This is a genomic window from Verruconatronum alginivorum, assembly GCF_056590205.1.
This window is the reverse complement of the sequence record NZ_JBWPVQ010000001.1, coordinates 3,433,891-3,452,052: the sequence shown is the minus strand read 5'-3', so window position 1 is coordinate 3,452,052 and position 18,162 is coordinate 3,433,891. Positions and strand designations below refer to the sequence as shown.

At 60.2% G+C, this 18,162-nt stretch carries 16 protein-coding genes; 8 read left to right on the top strand and 8 right to left on the bottom strand.

From position 1 onward, the window contains the following. Positions 1–264: 264 nt before the first annotated feature. From coxB to ACWUI2_RS12280, 8 genes are all read left to right on the top strand, one after another. Positions 265–1,314, top strand: coding sequence for a cytochrome c oxidase subunit II (gene coxB, locus ACWUI2_RS12315; RefSeq protein ID WP_486983146.1), 1,050 nt, complete (start codon positions 265–267; stop codon positions 1,312–1,314). A gap of 18 nt (positions 1,315–1,332) precedes the next feature. After that, a complete protein-coding gene (gene ctaD / locus ACWUI2_RS12310) occupies positions 1,333–3,234 on the top strand; it encodes a cytochrome c oxidase subunit I (RefSeq protein ID WP_486983145.1) in 1,902 nt (633 codons plus the stop codon). Further along, entirely contained in the window at positions 3,231–3,845 is a 615-nt protein-coding gene (locus ACWUI2_RS12305) for a cytochrome c oxidase subunit 3 (protein ID WP_486983144.1), read from the top strand. The genes ctaD and ACWUI2_RS12305 overlap by 4 nt, the downstream gene beginning before the upstream one ends. A 19-nt stretch (positions 3,846–3,864) precedes the next feature. After that, positions 3,865–4,236, top strand: a complete 372-nt coding sequence (locus ACWUI2_RS12300) for a cytochrome C oxidase subunit IV family protein (RefSeq protein ID WP_486983143.1) — start codon at positions 3,865–3,867, stop codon at positions 4,234–4,236. A gap of 117 nt (positions 4,237–4,353) precedes the next feature. After that, positions 4,354–5,196 carry a cytochrome c oxidase assembly protein gene (locus tag ACWUI2_RS12295; protein WP_486983142.1) on the top strand — a complete coding sequence of 281 codons (843 nt, stop codon included), beginning with the start codon at positions 4,354–4,356 and terminating at the stop codon, positions 5,194–5,196. 29 nt (positions 5,197–5,225) lie between these two features. Continuing rightward, a complete protein-coding gene (locus tag ACWUI2_RS12290) occupies positions 5,226–7,028 on the top strand; it encodes a sodium:proton antiporter (protein WP_486983141.1) in 1,803 nt (600 codons plus the stop codon). A 50-nt stretch (positions 7,029–7,078) separates the two neighbouring features. Continuing rightward, entirely contained in the window at positions 7,079–7,354 is a 276-nt protein-coding gene (locus tag ACWUI2_RS12285; protein ID WP_486983140.1) for a type II toxin-antitoxin system Phd/YefM family antitoxin, read from the top strand. Further along, complete coding sequence (locus ACWUI2_RS12280) at positions 7,324–7,728, top strand: type II toxin-antitoxin system VapC family toxin (protein WP_486983139.1); 405 nt, start codon at positions 7,324–7,326, stop codon at positions 7,726–7,728. Before ACWUI2_RS12285 ends, ACWUI2_RS12280 begins: the two co-directional genes overlap by 31 nt. A 432-nt stretch (positions 7,729–8,160) precedes the next feature. Here the strand turns inward: ACWUI2_RS12280 and ACWUI2_RS12275 are convergent, their stop codons facing one another. The 8 genes from ACWUI2_RS12275 to ACWUI2_RS12240 form a co-directional block, all read right to left on the bottom strand. Then, positions 8,161–10,533 carry a DNA topoisomerase 3 gene (locus ACWUI2_RS12275; protein WP_486983138.1) on the bottom strand — a complete coding sequence of 791 codons (2,373 nt, stop codon included), beginning with the start codon at positions 10,531–10,533 and terminating at the stop codon, positions 8,161–8,163. A gap of 19 nt (positions 10,534–10,552) precedes the next feature. Next, a complete protein-coding gene (locus ACWUI2_RS12270) occupies positions 10,553–11,095 on the bottom strand; it encodes a transglycosylase SLT domain-containing protein (RefSeq protein WP_486983137.1) in 543 nt (180 codons plus the stop codon). Positions 11,096–11,098: 3 nt separating this feature from the next. After that, positions 11,099–11,848, bottom strand: a complete 750-nt coding sequence (locus tag ACWUI2_RS12265) for an RluA family pseudouridine synthase (protein ID WP_486983136.1) — start codon at positions 11,846–11,848, stop codon at positions 11,099–11,101. Positions 11,849–11,874: 26 nt separating this feature from the next. After that, a complete protein-coding gene (locus tag ACWUI2_RS12260) occupies positions 11,875–12,963 on the bottom strand; it encodes a hypothetical protein (RefSeq protein ID WP_486983135.1) in 1,089 nt (362 codons plus the stop codon). A gap of 243 nt (positions 12,964–13,206) precedes the next feature. Next, a complete protein-coding gene (locus ACWUI2_RS12255) occupies positions 13,207–13,797 on the bottom strand; it encodes a Maf family protein (protein WP_486983134.1) in 591 nt (196 codons plus the stop codon). 3 nt (positions 13,798–13,800) lie between these two features. Beyond that, a complete protein-coding gene (locus ACWUI2_RS12250; protein ID WP_486983133.1) occupies positions 13,801–15,177 on the bottom strand; it encodes a TolC family protein in 1,377 nt (458 codons plus the stop codon). A 348-nt stretch (positions 15,178–15,525) separates the two neighbouring features. Further along, entirely contained in the window at positions 15,526–16,677 is a 1,152-nt protein-coding gene (locus ACWUI2_RS12245) for an exosortase/archaeosortase family protein (protein WP_486983132.1), read from the bottom strand. An 82-nt stretch (positions 16,678–16,759) separates the two neighbouring features. Further along, positions 16,760–18,127 carry a trypsin-like peptidase domain-containing protein gene (locus ACWUI2_RS12240; RefSeq protein WP_486983131.1) on the bottom strand — a complete coding sequence of 456 codons (1,368 nt, stop codon included), beginning with the start codon at positions 18,125–18,127 and terminating at the stop codon, positions 16,760–16,762. Between the last annotated feature and the right edge of the window lie 35 nt (positions 18,128–18,162).

The following is an 18,162-nucleotide window of genomic DNA, read 5'->3' as shown; positions in this document are numbered from 1 at the left end:
TCCTTCGTTGCCGGGAAACCGTATCCACCGCGAGCCCGCCTCGTCTCCGCATATTTTGCCCTTTTCCCCGCACCAACCGGCGAAAAGCTAATCAAATGCGCAAGAGAAATTAATAAAAAGGCGATTTTGCTTTTCCGATGCCGCTTCTCTCGTTAGAAACCGCCCCTTTGTTTCAATTAAAAATTGTTTTTGCCTTAATCAGCGGGATTACTGATCATACACGATTCTGCCTCAGGTTAAGTAAGTTCATTTATTTTCGATAGCATGCGCCCATTTTCATTTTTAAAGAAAAAGCTCTTCCCATTGAGCTTGCTCGCCGCCCTGTTCCTGACGGGGTGTGAGGTATTCAAGGATGCGCCGCAGACCACCTTCGACGCCCGGGGGCCGGTCGCCCAGGTCCAGCTCGACCTGTTCATGCTGAGCCTGTGGGTCTGCGCCTTCATCTTTGTCGCGGTCGCCTCCGTGCTTCTTTATGCCGTTATTCGCTTCCGTCGCCGTCCCGGGGAAAAGGACAAAGTCATTTCGACGAACGCCCACGGCAATCCTCTGATCGAGATCGGATTGATCTGCGGCTCCGTCCTTCTCCTCGTGATCCTCGCCGTCCCGACCTTCCGTGCCACGGTCTACAGCTACCACATCCCGGAAGAATACGGCGAACCGCTGGAAGTGATCGCGACCGGCTACCAATGGTGGTGGACCTTCGAATATCCTGAATACGGCATCATGACCGCCAACGAAATGGCGATTCCGATCAAGCGCCCGATTCTGGTCCATCTCCGGACGGCCGACGTCATCCACAGCTTCTGGGTGCCGAAGCTGGCGGGAAAACGGGATATGATCCCGCACCGCGCCAACAATCTTTGGCTCTTGGCCGATGAAGTCGGCGAATACCACGGCCAATGCGCCGAATTCTGCGGAACTTCCCACGCCAACATGCTCTTCCGGGTTTTCTCCAAGGAAGAAGCCGACTTCGACGCCTGGGTGGAGAACCAACTCGCCCCGGCACGGCAGCCGCAGACCGAACTCGAGTTGACCGGCCGCAATCTCTTCCAAGGCAAAGGCTGCGTCCAGTGCCACAACATCACCGAAGAGACTCCGCGCCGCGGTTTGGAAGGTCCGGATCTGACTCATTTCGGCAGTCGCACCACCATCGCCGCCGGTTTGCTGACTCTCACCGAGAGCAACCTTTCCCGCTGGTTGCGGGAACCGGAACGGGTCAAACCGGGCAACCTGATGACCGACGCGGTCATGGCCCAGAATTTGACGGAAGCTGAAATCGAGGCCCTCGTCGCCTACCTGATGTCCCTCGAATAATTCCATATTTCCTTCGCAATGCACGAATCATCTTCCACCCATGTCTCTTCCCACGGAGGCGACGACCATCCGCAACGGAGCCAATGGCTCAAACGGCCAACCGCCCAGACCGGAATCGTAAGCTGGCTCACCACCGTCGACCATAAGCGGATCGGCATCATGTATGCCATCGCCGCCCTCTTCTTCCTCCTGGTCGGGGGCATCGAGGCCTTGCTTCTCCGCATCCAGCTGGCCGTCCCGAACAACACCTTCATGGGCGCCGATGCTTTCAATCAGACGTTCACGATGCACGGGACGACCATGATCTTCCTTGCGGTCATGCCGCTGAGCGCCGCGTTCTTCAATTATTTTGTCCCACTGATGATCGGGGCGCGTGACGTCGCCTTCCCCCGCCTGAACGCCTTCAGCCTCTGGATGTTCATCGCCGGCGGCCTTTTCATCAACTCCTCCTGGTTCCTCGCCCATGCCCCGGACATCGGCTGGTTCGGCTACGCTCCGCTCACCTCGAAACAATACAGCCCCGGCCTTGGCACCGACTTCTGGGTCTTCGGTCTCCAGCTCCTCGGGGTAGCCTCGGTGGTCGCCGGCTTGAACTTCGTGGTCACCATCATCAACATGCGAGCGCCCGGGATGAAGATGATGCGCCTGCCGGTTTTCGTCTGGATGACCCTCGTGACCAACTTCCTGATCATCCTCGCCTTCCCGGCCATCACCATCGCCCTCGCCTGCTTGATGATGGACCGTCTGGCCGGCACCGGCTTCTTTGAACCGGCCTTCGGCGGACAACCGATCCTTTGGCAGCACCTGTTCTGGGTCTTTGGTCACCCGGAGGTTTACATTCTGATCCTGCCGGCGATGGGAATCATTTCCGAAATCATCCCGGTCTTCTCCCGCAAACCACTTTTCGGATACGCGATCATCGTATTCTCGGGGATCCTGATCGGGGTGGTCGGTTTCGCGGTCTGGAGCCACCACATGTTCGCCACCGGCCTGAGCCAGGTCGCCTTCCTGGCCTTCGCCTTGACCACCATGGCGATCGCGGTGCCGACGGGGGTCAAGATATTCAACTGGATCGGCACCCTCTGGGGAGCGCAAATCCGCTTCACCACACCGATGCTCTTCGCCTTGGGCTTCATCTGGATGTTCCTGATCGGCGGCTTGAGCGGCATCACCCACTCCGTGGCCCCCGCCAACCTCCAGCACACCGACACCTACTACGTCGTCGCCCACTTCCACTACGTGCTCATCGGCGGCAGCCTCTTCTCCCTGATCGCCGGTTGCTACTACTGGTTCCCGAAAGTCAGCGGCCGGATGATGAGCGAAACGGTCGGAAAAATCGTTTTCTGGATGACCTTCGTCGGCTTCAACGTCGCCTTCCTGCCGATGCACTGGCTCGGTCTCGGCGGCATGCCGCGCCGGATTTACACCTACCAGGACAACATGGGTTGGAACGAATGGAACATGGTCTCCACCATCGGCGCCTTCCTTCTCGGTATCGGCATCTGCGTCTTCATCGGCCAGCTGATCTATTCCGCGCTGAAAGGAAAACCGGCCGGCGACGACCCATGGGACGCGCGGACCCTGGAGTGGACCATTCCCTCCCCTCCCCCGGTATACAACTTCGCCCGCGTGCCGACCGTCACCCACCGCGACGAATTCTGGCACCGGAAACACACGCCTCCCGCGAAATTGCCGCCCGATCAGAAACCGGAGGCGCATGGCATCCACATGCCCGACCAATCCTGGTTCCCCCTGGTGGTCGTCATCGGCGTCCTCGCCGGAGTCTACGGGGTCCTTTACATGGACAAATTCTTTTTCGGGCCGTTCATCGGACTCGCTATCGCCCTCGTTGGCATTTACGGCTGGGCCCTTGAAGGCCCGGGCGGCTACCACATTCATCCGCGGAAAGATCAGAAATGAGCAACCTGGCAGTTGATCAAGAAACCGGGCATCACATGGAGCAAAACAGCACCGGGATCCCAAACAAGAAGCTTTTCATGTGGGCCTTCCTGGCTTCCGACTGCATGTTTTTCGGATGTCTGATCGCCAACCACATCGTTTATCGGAATAATCCGCCGCCGGGCACCCCGGATCCGCGGGCCATCTTCGATATCGAACTGACCTCCGTCAGTACCTTCATCCTGCTGATGAGCAGTTTGATGATGGCGCTGGCGGTGGCGGCGATTGAAAAGAACAACCTGAAGAGCTTTCGCCGATGCATCCTCGCGACCTGCTTCTTCGGGATCCTCTTTCTGAGCGGCCAGGTCTACGAGTTCATTCACTTCGTCAACGACGGCCTGACCCTCCGAAGCAGCCTGTTCGGCTCCACCTTCTACGTGCTGACCGGCACTCACGGGATCCACGTCTTGATCGGGATCATCTGGCTCCTGTCGCTTTATTTCTATTCGTTCTCCGGGCGCCTGACCCACAAGGAAGCGATCGACGTCGAATCGGCCGGTCTTTATTGGCACTTCGTCGACATCGTCTGGATCGTGATCTTCACGGTGGTTTACCTCCTCGAATATGTCTAACCACGGCAAGGCTACTCACATGGAAAAACCTTTTCCCAACAATCCGGAGGATAAGAAGAAGTTCTTCACCTTCATCTATCTCGCCATGATTCTGGCGCTGATCACCGGCGTCGAAATCGTGTTGATCTGGATGCCTCTGCCGCGCTGGTTCCTCTTCTGGTCGCTCGGCATCCTCTCCTTCGTCAAGTTCCTCGGAGTCATCTGGTGGTTCATGCACATGCGGTGGGACCGGGCCTTGATCGCCGTCCTCTTCTTCCTCGGACTGGTGATCGGTGGCGGCACCGCCTTCGTGCTCTGGGCCTTGTTCGTCTGGGACCAGTTTGAACCCGACTGGGAAGCCGAACCTCCTCAAGCACGGCACGAGGTTCCCGCCCTCGTCGAAACGGTGTAACCCTCCTCGGAGGGTTTCCCACCCCGGCCGTCTCGCCTTCAGTGCGGCGGATAACTCAACCGCCGCTAATCCGAAGTCATTGCAGAGATCGCTCGCAAGTGGTAAACGTAATCCCCGATGAATTGGTGGCACTGGCATACGGAACCCGAACTGATCGGCAGTCTTCTGGCGATCGCCTGGCTCTACGCCGTCTACACCGGCCCGTGGCGGTATAAACTTGCCCCCAACACCCCCTACCCGCTCCGCGAAGCAATCTGCTTTTATAGCGGACTGATCCTTTTCTATCTGACCGTCGGCAGCCCCCTCGACTTCATCGGCGAGGTTTACCTGTTCAGCGCCCACATGACCCAGCACATCCTGCTGATGTATCCGGTGCCGATCCTGCTGATCCTCGGTCTGCCCGACTGGCTCACCCGTCCAGTCCTCCGCCGTCCGGTCCCCGGAGGTCTGCTCCGCCTCGGGACCCGACCGGTCGTCGCCGGTTTCATCTTCATCTTCACCCTCTCCGCCTGGCATGTTCCGACCTTCTACGAGGCCGCCCTCCAGCAACGCTGGGTGCACAACCTTGAGCACGTCACCATGTTCGGCTCCGCCTTCCTCGTCTGGTGGCTCGTCTTCACCCGCTCCCGCGACGTCCCCGCACTCCCCCCGGGGCCCCAAATCCTTTTCATCTTCGTTCTTTCGCTCGGAAAAATCCCGGTGGCGACCTACCTCGTTTTTTCCGGCGAAGTCCTGTATCCAACCTACGAATTCGCTCCCCGGATCACCGAATTGAGCGCCATGGACGACCAGATCCTCGGCGGCACCATGAAAGCGGTGCTTGCCAAGTTCGTCGGCATGTTCCTGATCGGATACAGCTTTTACCAATGGAACAAACAACACGAGGAAGAGGAGGCCCGCGAAGCCACCGCGTCCCGCAATCCCTCGCCCCTTCCGCGAGGCTCCCGCGTGGTCTCCTGACTTCGCCCTGAGGAACCCCACTACCGATCATGGAACTCACTTGGGAAATCGCTCTCATCTTCGTTCTGCTCACGTTGACATTGGTCAGTTTCGCGCTCGAAAAACTCCCGGTCGATCTCACCGCCATGACCCTATTCGCGATCCTGATGGCAACGGGATTGATCACGGTCGACCAAGCTTTCAGCGTGTTCTCCAACCCCGCCCCGATCACGGTCGGCGCAATGTTCATCTTAAGCGCCGCCTTGGAACGTAGCGGCGCCATCGACCTCCTCGCGCAACGACTCGAAGGCATCACCCGGATCGGTTACGCCTGGTTCGTCTTCACCATGGTCCTCGGGGTTGCCGCCGTCTCGGCCTTCATCAACAACACTCCCGTGGTCGTCGTCTTCATGCCGGTCGTCCTCGGCTTGGCGCGCACCCTCAACGTTCCCGCCTCCAAATTGCTGATTCCCCTCTCCTACGCCTCGATTTTCGGCGGCACCTGCACGCTCATTGGAACCAGCACCAACCTCCTGGTCAGCGGGGTCGCCCAAGACCGCGGCGAAGCCCCGTTCTCCATGTTCGAAATCGCCTACATCGGCCTCCCCTTGCTGGCGATCGGAGCGGTCTATCTGGTGGTTTTCGGCCGCCGGATTCTTCCCGCCCGCGATACCTTGACCTCCATGCTGAGCGAGGAAGAACGCCGCGAATACCTGACCGAAGCCTTCGTCCAACCAAACTCCCCGATGGTCGGCAAGACCTTGCAGGATGCCGGCATCCTCCGCTCCAGGGGCCTCCGGGTCATCGAAATCGTCCGCCGCGGCGTCGCGGTGCAATCCGACCTGAAAACCGTCGACCTCGAAGCCGGCGACCGCTTGGTGATGGCCTGCCGCCCGGCCGGAATCGCCCACGCCCGTAGCATCGAAGGGGTCGACTTTACCGCCGAAGTCGGTCTCGGACTCGAACAAATCGCCGCCCACGAGGGGATCCTGGTCGAGGCGGTCATCCCCCCCAACTCCGCCGTCATTGGCAAAACGATCCGCGAGCTCAACTTCCGCCAACGCTTCCGCATGACCATCCTCGCTGTCCACCGGCGTGGGGTAAACGTCCGCGAACAGCTCGACACCCTCCGTCTCGACTTCGGAGACACCCTCCTAATGCTCGGCACGGAGCAGGCCGTCCAATACCTGCGCACCAACGAAGACCTCCTCCTCCTCGACAAGCCGCACGTTCCAGCGAATTCCGGACGCGGGAAAATGCCCTTGGTCCTCGCCACCATCGCGGCGGTGGTCCTCACCGCAACACTCACCCCCATCCCGATCGTGATGTCGTCCGTCATCGGCGTCGTCTTCCTCTTTCTTACAGGCTGCATCAAACCGAAAGAGGGTTACGCCGCAATCCAATGGAACCTCCTTTTCCTCATTTTCGGCATGCTGGCCATGGGGATCGCCATGGAAAAATCCGGCACCGCCCTCTTTATCGCCAACTGGATGATCCGCGGAGTCGAACTCTTCGTCGCCGAACCGCTCAAACCCCTCGCGATGCTGGCCTGCGTCTATCTCATCACCACCCTCCTGACGGAGATCCTGACCAATAACGCCGCAGCCGTCTTGATCGCGGTAATCTCTTTCGGCATCGCCGAATCCCTCGGCGTCAGCGTCCGTCCCTTCCTGATCGCCGTGGCCGTAGCCGCCTCCGCCAGTTTCGCCACCCCGATCGGCTACCAGACGAACACCTATGTTTACGGCGTCGGCGGCTATAAATTCTCCGACTTCCTGAAAATCGGCATTCCGCTCAACCTCCTCTACTTCATCGGCTCGATCATCATCATTCCGATCGTCTGGGAATTCTGATCCGACGAATCCCACTTGACAACCAACCAAACCAGACCAGACTTGGTCTGATGAAGATCATCAACATTCAGAACGCCAAAACCCACCTCTCGAAGCTGGTCGAGGAAGCGGCGTCCGGAGAAGAGATCGTGATCGCGAAGGCCGGCAAACCGGTGGTCCGGCTGACCCCGTTCGAGAAACAGGTCGAACCCCGGAAACTCGGGGCGCTCGCCGGTCTCGTCACCGAAACCGAAGGTTGCTGGGATCCCGATCCGGACCTGGAAGACGCCTTCTACGGCTCCGAGGATTCGTCGAAGTGGAACGTCGCCGAGGAGAAGCAACCGTGACTCTCCTCCTCGATTCCCACGCCCTCTTGTGGGCGCTCCACGCTCCCCAGACCTTGCGTCCCGAGGCCCGGGCCGCCATCGAGGATCCAACAAACACCATTTTCTTCAGCTCCGCAACGGCTTGGGAACTGGAATTGAAAGCCGCCAAAGGCAAATTGTCACTGCCGGCAAACTGGATCGACGCCGCCCTCGCCACCGGTTTCCAGGAGCTTCCGGTCTCCTCAACGGATTGCGCCGCCAGCGCCCGCCTTCCCTGGCACCACAACGATCCCTTCGACCGCCTCCTGATCGCCCAATCCACCGCCCGCCGCTGGAAACTCGCCTCCCGCGACAGCCTGATCCGCCTGTATCAAGTCGACATATTGGCGGTTTGAGGTCGGTCCCGCAGCATCCGAAGTTCGTCAGATCGTAGCATCGAGTTTTCACTCGATGGAACAGAGCATACGCCGGAGCTTCGTGCTTCAGCCGAAGACCCGCCGGCCACGGCACAAACGGCGGCTAAAGCGTGGCTAAAGCGCGCCGCTCCTTCATCCGGCGAAAGCCGGATGCTACCGTCACATCGAGGTTTCACTCGATGAAACAGTGCATACGCCGGAGCTTCGTGCTTCAGCCGAAGACCCGTCGGCCACGGCACAAACGGCGGCTAAAGCGCGCCGCTCCTTCATCCGGCGAAAGCCGGATGCTACCGTCACATCGAGGTTTCACTCAATGAAACAGTGCGAAAGCCGGATGCTACCGTAGCATCGAGTTTTCACTCGATGAAACAGTGCGAAAGCCGGATGCTACGCGTTGGTCACCTGCCACCCTCAGAAATCGAAGGTCACCTTTCCATCGGCGATTTTCAGTTTGGCTTCGAAATCTTTGCCGGCTTTCGATTTGAATCCGGTCAAAACTTCCGTTCGGCCCGCGGTCAACAATGCCACGGCGATCTCCGGGGTGATCGGCTTTTGAGCGATGGTTTTCCAAATCACGAACTGGCATCCGTTCTTCCAATTCGAACATCCGTAACCTTTCGTTCCGTCGACGATATCGCCCCCGCAAACCGGACAGGTCCCGATCCGTTCGTCCCCGTTCTGCTTCTTCGCCACTTGGGCGACTTCGTAATCGAGTTTTCCGTCTTTGCCCAAACTCAGGGTGGCGAACAATTTCTTGCCGTTAGGCTGAATCGGATGCGGGGTCAGACTCCGTTTGTGGGACAAGATTTCCCGGGCCAGTTCCGGTGCCAGGGTCAGGCCCCAGACCGATCCCGGCAACACGAATTTGCATCCCGTTTTCCACTCGGAGCAACCGTAGGCCGCCCGTCCCCGGATCACCGGCGCGTTGCATACCGGACACGGCCCGAGGTTGGTGGTGTCGATCGTTTTCTCGGAGGTTTGCCGAAGGATCTCCCGGGTGTATTCGGCGACCTCCGCCATGAAGGTCGCGGGATCGTATTCGCCGCGCTCGATCTGTTTCAGCCGGAATTCCCAGTCACCGGTCAACTCCGGCGATTTCAAACGTTCGTCCTGCACCAGGGAGATCAGACCGCGCCCGAATTCGGTGCTGATCAGGTTCTTCTTCTTCCGTTCGACGAATTTCCGCTGGATCAATACTTCGATGATTGAAGCCCGGGTCGCCGGGGTCCCGACCCCTTTTTCTTTCAACGCTTCTTTCAACGCCTCGTCGGTGACGATTTTCCCGGCGGTTTCCATCAGTTGCAACAAGGTCGCTTCGTTGAACCGTTTTGGCGGCGAGGTCTTGAACGATTGAAGCAACGGTTCGTGCGGATTCGATTCGCCTTCCTGGAAATCGGGCATCTCCTGCGCCGCTTCCGGTTCGTTTCCCTCGCTTTTTCCCTTCCCTTTTCCTTTGCCCTTTCCCTCTTCGTCGTCGGCGTTGTCCGGCCCGGCTTTTCCATACAAAGCCCGCCAACCGGGATCGACCATCACTTTCCCCCGGGCCCGAAACGGGATTTCCCCCGCCAAGGCGTCGACCACGGTCACGGCTTGCACGCAGGGGGGATAAAAGACCGCGATCAACCGGATCACCATCGCGTCGTAAAGTTTCCGTTCGTCGCCGCTCAATCGATCCCCCACCACTTCGGTCGGAAGGATCGCATGGTGGTCGGAGACTTTCTTGTCGTCGACGATCCGTTTGGTGAACGGGAGCCTGGCCAGATCGAGCGCCCCGATTTCGTCCGGTTTCAACCGGCGCAACGCCTCCAACAACGGAGCGATCGTCGGCTGGATGTCGCGGCTGATGTAGCGGCTGTCGGTCCGGGGATAGGTGAGGTGTTTGCTTTCGTAAAGATTCTGGGCGAGCCGGAGCGTCTGGTCGGCGGTGAAACCGTGCATCCGGTTCATGTCCTGCTGGAGCGAGGTGAGATCGTAGAGCTGGGGCGGATTGGCGTTTTCCTTCTTCTTGGTGACCGATTGCACCACCAGCGGATGGGCCTTGGCCGCCTCCATCACCGCTTCCCCTTTGGCAACGTCGTCGAATTTCCCGTCGGTGTGCTTGAAGGTGGCTCCCCGGCAGAGGGTGTGGACCTCCCAATAGTCCTGCGGTTTGAAATACTCGATCTCCAGGTCGCGATTGACAATCATCGCCAGAATCGGGGTCTGCACCCGGCCGATGCTGAGGAGCAGGTTCCGTCTCCCGTATTCGACGGTGAAAAAGCGGGTGGCATTGAGCCCGACGATCCAATCGGCTTCGCTCCGGCACCGGGCCGCATGGTAAAGGCGGTCGAATTTCTCCGCCGGCGCCAGACTGGCGAATCCTTTTTCGATCGCCGAGGCGGTCAGCGAGCTGATCCAGAGCCGGCGGCACGGTTTCCCTTCACAGCCGGTCCAAGTCAGGATGTAACGGAAAATCAACTCCCCTTCGCGCCCGGCATCCGTCGCGCAAACGATTTCGTCGGCTTCCCGGAAGAGGCGTTGAATCGTTCGCAATTGCTCCCCCGCCGACTCCTCGTCGCGGGCTCGCAGTTTGAAAGCTTCCGGCAGGATCGGCAGATCGCTCAGGCGCCACGATTTCCATTCCGGATTGTAATCCTCCGGTTCCTGCAACTCCACCATGTGCCCAAACGCCCAGGTGACGGTCCAACCGTTGCCTTCGAAGTATCCTTTGCCGCGGGAGTCGGCCCCGAGAAATTTCGCGAGATCGCGCGCGACCGACGGCTTTTCGGCGAGAACCACTTTCATCGAACCGTCATCTCCCGCATCATGGAATCGGCACCGGAGCCCGGTTGCCCCGCAGCAATTCGCGATAAATTTCGTTGCGGGTCGCCGGCAATTGGTCGAGTTGGAAACCGGCTTTTTGCACCGCATACGGTCCGAAACGATACGAGGCCGCCAATCTCGGATAGGAAAACTGACCGCGGGTTTCCAGGAACGTTTTGCAAAACCCGAGATAAGCGGTCCCGACGGCGATGTTTTCCTTCCAGTTCCACGCCCGCCGGTGGGATTTGTCCGACACTTCCTTCCAGGCCAACGGTCGCAACTGCATCAATCCGCGGGCGTCGCCGTTCCGCGCCCGAGCGTTGAAACTGCTTTCGGCAGCGATAATCGCGAACACGAAACGGGGATCGAGGTCGTGTTTCGCCGCTTCCTGTTGCACGACTTTCCAGACTTCCTCGCGCGCGATGAACTTCGGGGGGCGTTCCCACCCGGCGTAAAATAAAAACAACAGACCCCACACGACCGTCAATCCGATCAATACGAGTCCTGTCGGCGTTCTGGCCGCCCGCGTGTCGATTTGCAGCATGACTCAGGGAATGAACTCTTTTGGCAGCGGAGAGCGAGCCGAAAATGTCACGGTCCGCCCTTCCGCCGTAAACCGAAGGGCGACTTCGGCCGAATGCAAAAACAGCCGTTTCCGTTTCGTCGCCCGCGCGAACTCCCGGTTCCAGGCGAAGTCGCCGTAGGTCTGGTCGCCGATGATCGGCAGTTTCCGCCGTCCGCACTGCACCCGCAACTGATGGGTCCGGCCGGTCTTCGGTTTCAACTCCAACAGACTCACCGGAATCCGCCCCGGATACGACCGCTCCACCCGAGCCTCGGTTTCGGCCTCCAATCCCCCCTGGGCCCGGGTCCGCAATTGTCCTCCTTCTTTGGATACCTGCAATCGGTCCCGCCAGGTCTGCCTCGGCGGCACCATCGCGCCGAAGACCAGTGCGAAATAGGTTTTCCGCACCCGCCCTTCGGCGAATTCCCGGCGGACCGCATCAACGATTTCCCGCCGCACCGCACACAACAAAATCCCCGAGGTGGCCGAGTCGAGCCGGTTCAACAGCCAAACCTTTCGCCGGTCCTCACCGTCGCCGATTTCGTAACACTCCTCGCCGGAGTCGTAGCGGGCCCGCAACAGCGACCGGGACGCATCCGCCGCCACGTTCGGATGCGACAAAACTCCCGCCGGTTTCTCGAACGCCACCAACCCGCTCGGATCAGTCGCCACGATCCGGACTCCCTTGCCGAGCGGAAGCTCTGTGGCCAACGTCCCCCCCTCATAATTCATAATTCATAATTTTCTTCGGATTTTCTTCACCGGTAGTGAAACCGGATACGAATGGTTTGTTCGTCCCCGAGAACTTCCTTCATGTCGGGCGTCCATTCGCCATACGGTTGCCGCGATGAAATCGCATCCTGGCAGATCAAGGTCGCGATCAAACTGGCGGTAGACCCGAGCACTTCCAACCCGTCGATCCGGCCCGAGGAATCGACCCGGAAGGAGATCATCACCACCGTCCCGACTTCGCCCGAGGGAAGCGAATCCCACGCGAGGATATGCCATTGCCGGACGATGGCGTCGAGCATCCGCGACAGATAGTCCCCGAACTCGCTGAAGTTGGCATCGACCGAAACCGAACCGACCGCAGGAGCCGATCCCCGCCGACTCCCGGTCGGACCTTGGGTGTATTGGGGAAGCCGCGGACGAGGCCGCGGCGTCGCCCGGTCCGGTCTCCGCTCCTCTTCGCCGTCGGTCTCCAAGGGCGAATCGAGCCTCGACCGGTCGCTTTCGGCTTCGCCGGCGCCGAGATCGACCCCTATGACCGGCGACTCCTCCAGATCCGGCGCTTCCGGCGTCACCGGCACGTCAAGTCCTTCCGCTTCCTCGACCGGATCGAACCCCGGAATCGCCCGCTCCGGCAACGGCTCCGGCATCCATCCGGCTTCCTCCCGCATCGCATCCAGTAAATCCTCCATCGGAAGCGGCGGCACGTCCATCCCATCAACCACATTCTGAGTCGGTTCCGGTTCCTCTCCTTCCACGTCGGGCAACGACGGATCCCCCTCCGTCCGCTCCTCCAATTGTCCCGCCTGTTGGTCGCGGTCGGAGAAGAAATCGGTTTCGTCCGGCGGATTCGAAACCACGTCCGGATTGGTCCGGATAAACTCCTCCGGGCGCTCCTCCTCTTCGGCAAAGTCGTCCAGGATCACCTCCAGACGGACTTCTTCCCGGACCGCCGGAGTCCAAGTCCGCGGAAACTCCTCCGGGGCGAACGAAATCAAGGCGGCATGCAACAAGAAGGTCCCCGCAACCCCCAAAAGAATCGGGCCTCCCCGTCCTCCCCAACCGCTTTCCCCCGCCATCCGGGCGGGAGTCACGCCCCGTTGTTCCGACGTCCGCATTCTAGATGAAGAGGGGCAGCATTGGACCCCATCCGCACGACGACACACCCCACCGCTCTAGCGAGCGGTCCCCCCCTCTCAAGAGGGGAACTTTTTCACGCCAATCCCCTCTTGAGAGGGGGGGACCATGCGCGAGCATGGTGGGGTGTGTCGGCTCCACCAGCAGGCACCGGCTATCAACAGCAACTTCCGCCATTCGTGTATATTCGTGTTTATTCGTGGTATAAAACCCCGTCTCCAAAGTCACTCCTTCAACAGACCAAACCGCCGCAGCGCCCGCTTGGTCTCCTCCATTGGTAGACCGATGATGTTCGACAACGATCCCTGGTAATTCCGAATGATCTGCTCGCTGCCTTCCTGAATCCCATAACTTCCGGCCTTGTCGAGCGGGTTCACCTTCTGGAAATAACTGGCGATGGTCGCGTCGTCGAGCTCCTTGAAGGTCACCTCGCTCTCGACCCCTTCCTCGATTTCGAACGGAGCATCGGGGCCCTTGACGAAAAAACCGGTGAAGACGGTGTGAGTCCGTCCGGACAATCGCCGCAGCATTTCCCAGGCTTCGTCGAGGTCGCGCGGTTTGTTCAACACCCGGTCGTCGATGAAAACCGTCGTGTCCGCCGCCAGAACCACCTGCCGCGGAAACCGCTCCGCCACCGCCATTCCTTTCAGGCGAGCGTTGTGCAACACCATCTCCCGCGGTCCGAGCGTGTCGCCCGGGTCTTCCTCCACATCGGCCGGAACCACCGTGAACGGAATGCCGAGCTCCCCGAGCAATTGCGCCCGGCGCGGCGACGCCGAGGCCAGAATCAACGTCATCATCGGATCGTCCGCCATCGCTTAGTTCTCTTCGCCTCCGCGGTCCGCGGGCGCGACTTCCTGATCGGCCAACAACAGACGAACATCCCCTTTGCTCCGGGCGTATTCCAACCGGCTCAGGTTATACCGGTAGACCGCCTCGACCAAATTGTCCTCCGCCACCGCCACCCGGTTTTGGGCGTCGATCACTTCCCGGTTGTCCGCCACCCCTTGCTCGAACCGGATCCGGGCCAACCGGAGTTCCTCTTCCGACAACCGGACGTTCTGCTCCGCCACTCCGACTTGGGCGAGCCGCGAACGCATATCCTGCCACGCCATCAACAGGTCCGACGAGACCTCCTGCTCGATCTGCCGCAGTTCCAAGCGGGTCGCCCGAATCCGCGAGTCGGCCAAGTCCTTGTTCGACCGAATCCGGAATCCTTCGAACAATGGCATGGTCGCCGCGATCCCGATTGTCCAACCGGTGTCGCCGTCGCCGTCCCAGGCAGTCTGACTGACGAATCCGTAATCCCCGAACGCCTGGATCGATGGAAACCGCTCCCAACCCGCCGCGCGGCGCTCCAAGCGGTTTCGCTCCAACTGCGACCGCGCCCGCAAGTATTCGGGACGGTCGGGCAGCACCGCCTCCACCGACACATCCGGCGCATCCCCGGGCAAGTGACGGCTGGCCGCGAAGTCCCCGATCGAGAGCGGCGCCTGAAGGTCGAATTGCAGCAACCGCTTCAGGAGAAGTTCGCTCTCGAACACCACGGTTTCCTGTTGCAACCGGGCCTGTTCGTCAAAAGCCAGCTGGACCTCCGCCCGGGTGACGTCGATTTGGGTCGCCACCCCCACCTCGAATTGATGGCGCGCCAACCGCAACAAGGTTTCCCCGCGCTCGATGTTGGCGCGGATCACTTCGAACCGCCGGAGGTTGCGCAGGTGGGAAAAGTAAACGACGGCAGTGGAGTTGAGCACCTCCTGCAGCAACCGCTGGTGCTCGTATTCGGTCACCTCGACCCCGAGCTTGGCCGCCTGGTAGGAAGCGATCAAAACCGGATCGACCAGCGCCACGCTCCCGGCGAGCCGGGCGTCGAAGCGATTCCCCGGGCGCATCTGGGTCGGAATCCCGGGAGCGTCGAACCCCCGGCCGATATTGACCACCTGACTGCGCGCCTGCGACACCTCCAAGTCGAGCCGGGGAAACAACGGCGAGCGTTCCCGCTGGGCGGTCGCCATCGCCTGTTGCACCGCCTCGCGGTTGAGCAGGACATCGAGATTCTCCGACTCGACCCGCATCAGCGCCCCTCCCAGGGAGATGGTGGACGATTCCCCCGTCTCCCCGACGACCGCCGATGCCGATACCGCCAAAAAACCCGCGATCAGTCCGATTGCCATCGCCCCCCGGTGTGCCCTCATTTTCCGCATCATAATAGCCATCCATCAATGCCCGATGCCCCCGCCAATGTAAAACCGATTCTCTTTTGCTCTGTTTCATCGAGTGAAAACTCGATGCTACGAGTAGCATCCGGCTTTCGCCAGATGAAGGAGCGGCGCGCTCTAGCCGCCGGCAGTGCCGTGGTCGACGGGTCTTCGGCTGAAGCACGAAGCTCCGGCGTATGCTCTACGGGTAGCATCCGGCTTTCGCCGGATGAAGGAGCGGCGCGCTTTAGTCGCCGTCAGTGCCTAGTTTGATGGTCTTCAGCTAAAGCACGAAGCTCCGCCTTATGCTCTGTTTCATCGAGTGAAAACTCGATGCTACGGGAATCAACGTTCTTTCCCGGCTTCTTCCAACTCCGGTTCGCCGGATTCTTCTCCGCCGGAACCTTCCGTCGACTCATCCCCGTCCAGAGCGTCATCGCCCTCGTCCTCGTCGTCGAGGTCGAAATCGATGTCGGCGGGATCGACCTTCAGCGAAAAATTCAAAATCGGCAGGAGGCAGATCAGGCCAATGCAGGTCAGACCCAGGACCGCGTACCCGGCGGCGTCATGCACAAATCCGGCGATGGCATCCGCCCCGTAGTTGTAGGCCCAGGTGGTGAGGAAAAGGCTGCGCAAGAGGTTGGTGAAGACCGCCAGGCAGAGCGCCGCGCCGACCAGCACCACTTTTTTCCAGAACTTGTCGAAGAAGACCGCTCCAAGAAACGAGCCGGCGAACAAACAGGCGGTCAACGAACGGATCCCCGAACAGGCCTCGGCCACGCCGACTTCGCCCCCATTGGGGAGCATCAGGACGTTCCCCCGCTGTTCCAGCGGAAACCCTCCCATTTCGAACACGAACACCACCACGTAGGTCACCTTCCCGAGCAGGAAGAGGTTGAGCCTGCTCTCCACCACCGACACCAGCGGCGCCGAAATCAGCCAAATGAAGGCGACGAAAAGGAAGAGCGACGCGATCTGCACCCGGCGATCGTAGCGGAAGGCTTCCCACCAATTCCGCGGCGCGTTCTCTCCCACGTATCCGGCTGGCGCATACAAAAACAACAGGGGCAACAACACCACTCCGAACCCAAGCGCGATAAAAAGAGAACCGGGATTTGAAGGCCCGGCACCGGCCCGGTAAAACGCGCCGGTGAAAAAGAGGAGGATCCCGCCGGTGATCAGGGTGTAAGCCGCCGCCCGCGCCACAGTTTCCAACCAGGCCGGAAGCAGGCCGCCGGTCGTGATGCTCAACTTCGTCTCCGCCTCGGGGTTGGCCGGCTTACCGGTCACCAACTCCACGATCTTCGCCCAACGGTCGAAAATCACATAGGCCACGAACATCGGCACCAGAAAACCGAACGAGTAATCCTCCCGGGTGTTCCACCAATGCCACTGGTCCCAAATGATGAAGAGCATGAACCCCGCCGCCAACAACAGCGCGAATCGAAAAGAGTCAGGGAATTCCTTGAAGGTGGCGGTGATGGATGGCGTGGACATGTTGCGGCTAAGAAAAATCGTGTGACAGGTAGCGTTTAAAGGAGAGCTTTTCGGCCCATGGAGTCAATGGTTTTGGCTCGGACTACGGTCGCATGACCAAGAGTGATGTGGAGTGATCCCGCGAAATCTCAAACAGAATCGGTTGTTTTTCCTCGCGGGACCGTTCGTAAATTTCCCTGAATTCGTCGAGGGTGCCGACTTTCTCCCGGTTGACCCGGACGATGATGTCATTCGGCTGGAGCCGGGCTTCGGCCGCCGGAAAGGCCCGCTGGGTCCCGATCACCACGAATCCGTCGTCCGCCCGCAACCGCTGCTCGCGGGCATAGGCGCGGGAAACTTTCCGCACACTCAACCCCCAGCTTTCGAAGGCCCACTCCTCCCCGACCCGGCTTTCCAGGCGCTCGGTGGTGACGGTCACCGGGAAAACGTCGGCGCCCCGCCGGACCATGAACTCCATCGAACCGCCCACCGGGTAATTGGCGATCCGGTTCCGGATCGGCGGCAACTGCTCCGGAAAACGTCCGTCCAACGGCTCGCCATCGAGGGTGAGCAAAATATCCCCCGCCCGAAGCCCCGCCTTGTCCCCCGGCGACCGCGGATCGATGCTGGCGACCAACATTCCCTGGTTCGCCCCGATCGCGAAAAATTCTTCCAAATCCTGCAACGGCCCCGCCAGCAACCCGATGTAACTCCGGGTCACTTCGCCTTTTTCGAGCAACTCGGTCACCACCGCCCGGGCCGTGCTGGCCGGCACCGCGAACCCGAGGTTGTTCGAACCGAGGTAACCCCGGGTGTTGATCCCGATCACTTCTCCCCGCGCGGTCACCAACGGCCCCCCGCTGTTGCCGGGATTGATCGCGGCGTCAGTCTGGAGCCAGGTGTTGAAAAAGCCGGTCTCATAGCCGCGGACGCCGTCGGCCCCTTCGAAATACCGGCTGACGTTCGAAATGATTCCCCGCGACACGGTCCGGGTGAGGCCGTTCGGCGTGCCGACCGCGAACACCGTTTTCCCGGGATACAGTTGATCCGAATCCCCGAACTCCGCCGTGGCGAACCGGAGCCCCCTCCGCTCCACTTCCTCCATATCCAATTGGATCAGAGCTAGATCGGTCCAATGGTCCCAGCCGATAAACCGGGCGTTCACCCGTTCGAGGCTCGCCAAAGTCACCGAGATGTCGACCGCCTTGAAACTGACCACATGGGCGTTGGTCACGATATGGCCTTCGGGCGAAATAATCACCCCCGATCCGACCCCGGAAATCGTCTGCGGACGGCCGTTCTGGATCGTCCTCTCCCGCACGTCGATCCGCACCACCGAATCGAGCAAGTTGACAAACTCCCGCTGCCGCACCACGTCGTCTCCCGAGGAGACGACCACGGTCCGACACCCCGCGCCAAAGAGGCCGGGCAACAAACAAACAACCAGCAAACGAAGCCAAGATACGGTCATGGTGAAAAACCCCAGACAACAACTTCATCCAATAG

Bases quoted from the DNA above. Each gene is read 5' to 3' on its own strand.
- coxB (WP_486983146.1), top strand. From the start codon at position 265: ATGCGCCCATTTTCATTTTTAAAGAAAAAGCTCTTCCCATTGAGCTTG.
- ctaD (WP_486983145.1), top strand. From the start codon at position 1,333: ATGCACGAATCATCTTCCACCCATGTCTCTTCCCACGGAGGCGACGAC.
- ACWUI2_RS12305 (WP_486983144.1), top strand. From the start codon at position 3,231: ATGAGCAACCTGGCAGTTGATCAAGAAACCGGGCATCACATGGAGCAA.
- ACWUI2_RS12300 (WP_486983143.1), top strand. From the start codon at position 3,865: ATGGAAAAACCTTTTCCCAACAATCCGGAGGATAAGAAGAAGTTCTTC.
- ACWUI2_RS12295 (WP_486983142.1), top strand. From the start codon at position 4,354: ATGAATTGGTGGCACTGGCATACGGAACCCGAACTGATCGGCAGTCTT.
- ACWUI2_RS12290 (WP_486983141.1), top strand. From the start codon at position 5,226: ATGGAACTCACTTGGGAAATCGCTCTCATCTTCGTTCTGCTCACGTTG.
- ACWUI2_RS12285 (WP_486983140.1), top strand. From the start codon at position 7,079: ATGAAGATCATCAACATTCAGAACGCCAAAACCCACCTCTCGAAGCTG.
- ACWUI2_RS12275 (WP_486983138.1), bottom strand. From the start codon at position 10,533: ATGAAAGTGGTTCTCGCCGAAAAGCCGTCGGTCGCGCGCGATCTCGCG.
- ACWUI2_RS12270 (WP_486983137.1), bottom strand. From the start codon at position 11,095: ATGCTGCAAATCGACACGCGGGCGGCCAGAACGCCGACAGGACTCGTA.
- ACWUI2_RS12265 (WP_486983136.1), bottom strand. From the start codon at position 11,848: ATGAATTATGAGGGGGGGACGTTGGCCACAGAGCTTCCGCTCGGCAAG.
- ACWUI2_RS12260 (WP_486983135.1), bottom strand. From the start codon at position 12,963: ATGCGGACGTCGGAACAACGGGGCGTGACTCCCGCCCGGATGGCGGGG.
- ACWUI2_RS12255 (WP_486983134.1), bottom strand. From the start codon at position 13,797: ATGGCGGACGATCCGATGATGACGTTGATTCTGGCCTCGGCGTCGCCG.
- ACWUI2_RS12250 (WP_486983133.1), bottom strand. From the start codon at position 15,177: ATGAGGGCACACCGGGGGGCGATGGCAATCGGACTGATCGCGGGTTTT.
- ACWUI2_RS12245 (WP_486983132.1), bottom strand. From the start codon at position 16,677: ATGTCCACGCCATCCATCACCGCCACCTTCAAGGAATTCCCTGACTCT.
- ACWUI2_RS12240 (WP_486983131.1), bottom strand. From the start codon at position 18,127: ATGACCGTATCTTGGCTTCGTTTGCTGGTTGTTTGTTTGTTGCCCGGC.